Source organism: Pseudomonas sp. P5_B2, assembly GCF_056400445.1.
The window spans coordinates 1-3,155 of record NZ_JBFULH010000474.1 but is presented as its reverse complement, the minus strand read 5'-3'; the positions used below and the strand labels follow the sequence as shown (position 1 = coordinate 3,155).

At 60.5% G+C, this 3,155-nt stretch carries 3 protein-coding genes; all 3 read left to right on the top strand.

Annotated features, from left to right (window positions below; translation table 11 throughout):
• Positions 1-102 (top strand): hypothetical protein (locus tag AC1DRJ_RS22580; protein ID WP_477804097.1); only part of this gene is annotated, 102 nt, incomplete at its 5' end.
• A gap of 10 nt (positions 103-112) precedes the next feature.
• Entirely contained in the window at positions 113-1,225 is a 1,113-nt protein-coding gene (gene hisC, locus AC1DRJ_RS22575) for a histidinol-phosphate transaminase (protein ID WP_477804095.1), read from the top strand.
• Between the two features lie 28 nt (positions 1,226-1,253).
• Positions 1,254-3,155 (top strand): bifunctional prephenate dehydrogenase/3-phosphoshikimate 1-carboxyvinyltransferase (locus AC1DRJ_RS22570; protein ID WP_477804096.1); only part of this gene is annotated, 1,902 nt, incomplete at its 3' end.

Here is a 3,155-nt window from a genome sequence, read left to right as displayed (position 1 = left end):
GGCCACCATCGCGATCCATTGATCAAAGGTGTGCTGGAAAAGATCAGTCAGGAAGCAGTGGCACTCAAAGTGCTGGGTTCCTACCCGAAAGCAGTTCTCTAAGGGGTAGCAAATGAGTGATGACTTCCTCGCTTTGGCACAGCCGGGCGTGCAACAACTTTCGCCGTACGTCCCGGGCAAGCCTGTGGACGAACTGGCGCGCGAGCTGGACCTTGATCCGGCAAGCATCGTCAAACTGGCCAGCAATGAAAACCCGTTGGGCGCGAGTCCCAAAGCGCTGTCGGCGATTCAGAAGGCGCTGGCTGAGCTGACCCGGTATCCGGACGGCAACGGTTTTGCACTCAAAACCCTGTTGGCCGAGCAGTGCCGCGTCGAGCTGAATCAAGTGACGCTGGGCAACGGCTCCAACGACATTCTGGAGTTGGTCGCGCGTGCCTATCTGGCACCGGGCCTCAACGCGGTGTTCAGCGAACACGCATTCGCGGTCTATCCGATTGTGACCCAGGCCGTCGGTGCCCAGGCCAAAGTGATTCCGGCCAAAGATTGGGGGCATGACCTGTCAGCCATGCTGGCGGCGATTGATGCGAACACCCGCGTAGTCTTCATTGCCAACCCGAACAACCCGACCGGCACCTGGTTCGATGCCGAGGCACTGGATGAATTTCTCCAGGATGTTCCCGCGCATGTGCTGGTGGTGCTGGACGAGGCCTACATCGAATACGCCGAGGGCAGCGACTTGCCGGACGGCCTGGATTATCTGGCGGCCTATCCAAACCTGCTGGTTTCACGCACGTTCTCCAAGGCCTACGGCCTGGCGGCATTGCGGGTCGGTTATGGCTTGTCCACCGCCGTGGTCGCCGACGTACTGAACCGTGTGCGTCAGCCGTTCAACGTTAACAGTCTGGCCTTGGCGGCTGCCTGCGCTGCGCTGCAAGACAGTGAATACCTGTCTGAAAGCCGCCGTCTGAACGAATCCGGCATGATGCAACTGGAAGCCGGTTTTCGTGAGTTGGGGTTGAGTTGGATTCCGTCCAAAGGCAACTTCATCTGCGTTGATCTCGGTCGCGTGGCAGCGCCGGTGTTTCAGGGCTTGCTGCGCGAAGGCGTGATCGTGCGTCCGGTGGCCAACTACGGCATGCCGAACCACCTGCGCATCACCATCGGTTTGCCGGCGGAAAACAGCCGCTTCCTTGAGGCGCTGACCAAGGTCCTGGCTCGTGGTTGATGTCACTGCACTGCAATCTGCTGCACCTATGATCGGTCGCCTGGTGGTGGTCGGTCTGGGGTTGATCGGTGGTTCGTTCGCCAAGGGTTTGCGTGAAAGTGGCCTGTGCCGCGAAGTGGTCGGGGTCGATCTCGACCCGCAGTCGCGCAAGCTGGCGGTCGAGTTGGGCGTGGTGGATCGCTGCGAAGAAGACCTGGCCGTAGCCTGTCAGGGCGCTGACGTGATTCAACTGGCCATACCGATCCTTGCTATGGAAAAGATGCTGGCCCGCTTGGCAGCAATGGATCTGGGGTCGGCAATTCTGACTGACGTTGGTAGCGCCAAAGGCAATGTCGTCCGTGCGGCAACCGAAGCGTTTGGCGGGATTCCGTCGCGTTTTGTGCCGGGGCATCCAATAGCCGGTTCCGAGCAGAGCGGGGTGGAAGCCTCCAACTCCGAGCTGTTCCGTCGTCATAAAGTGATTCTGACGCCGCTGGATCAAACCGAACCGGCCGCGCTGGCGGTGGTCGACCGCTTGTGGCGCGAATTAGGCGCTGATGTCGAGCACATGCAGGTCGAGCGCCACGATGAAGTGTTGGCGGCGACCAGCCATTTGCCGCACTTGTTGGCGTTCGGTTTGGTCGATTCGTTGGCCAAGCGCAATGAAAACCTAGAGATCTTCCGTTACGCTGCCGGCGGTTTTCGCGATTTCACAAGAATCGCGGGAAGCGACCCGGTCATGTGGCACGACATCTTCCTCGCCAACCGCGAAGCTGTCCTGCGCACACTCGATACATTTCGCAGCGACCTCGACGCCTTGCGCGACGCGGTCGATGCAGGGGATGGGCACCAATTGTTGGGCGTGTTCACGCGCGCCCGGGTTGCCCGCGAGCATTTCAGTAAAATCCTGGCCCGCCGGGCCTATGTGGACGCTATGAACTCCAACGACCTGATTTTCCTGGCACAACCTGGTGGCCGCCTGACTGGGCGGATTCGTGTACCGGGCGATAAATCGATTTCCCACCGTTCGATCATGCTCGGCTCCCTGGCCGAAGGCGTCACCGAAGTCGAAGGCTTCCTTGAGGGCGAAGACGCTCTGGCGACTCTGCAAGCCTTCCGTGACATGGGTGTTGTGATCGAAGGTCCGCACCATGGCCGCGTGACCATTCACGGCGTCGGCCTGCATGGCCTGAARCCKGCGCCRGGCCCGATCTATCTGGGCAACTCCGGCACSTCGATGCGTCTGCTGTCCGGCCTGTTGGCTGCGCARAACTTCGACAGCACCCTGACCGGTGACGCTTCGCTGTCCAAGCGTCCGATGAATCGTGTGGCCAATCCGCTGCGTGAAATGGGTGCCGTGATCGAGACCGCTGCTGAAGGTCGTCCACCGATGATCATTCGTGGCGGCAACAAGCTTAAAGGCCTGACTTACACCATGCCGATGGCCAGTGCTCAGGTGAAATCCTGTCTGTTGCTGGCGGGTCTGTACGCCGAAGGCAAGACCACCGTTACCGAGCCTGCACCGACGCGCGACCACACCGAGCGCATGTTGCAAGGTTTTGGCTACCCGGTCACCGTCAATGGCGCGACCGCGTCGGTTGAATCCGGCCACAAGCTGACTGCGACCCACATTGAAGTGCCGGGCGATATCTCGTCTTCCGCGTTCTTCCTGGTGGCAGCGTCGATCGCCGAAGGTTCGGAGCTGGTGCTGGAGCACGTCGGCATCAATCCGACCCGAACCGGCGTGATCGATATTCTGCGTCTGATGGGCGGCGATATCACCCTGGAAAACCAGCGTGAAGTCGGCGGCGAGCCCGTTGCGGACTTGCGCGTACGTGCAGCTAAACTCAAAGGTATCGAGATTCCAGAGGCGCTGGTTCCACTGGCCATCGACGAATTCCCGGTGCTGTTCGTGGCCGCGGCCTGCGCGCAAGGGCGCACTATTCTGCGT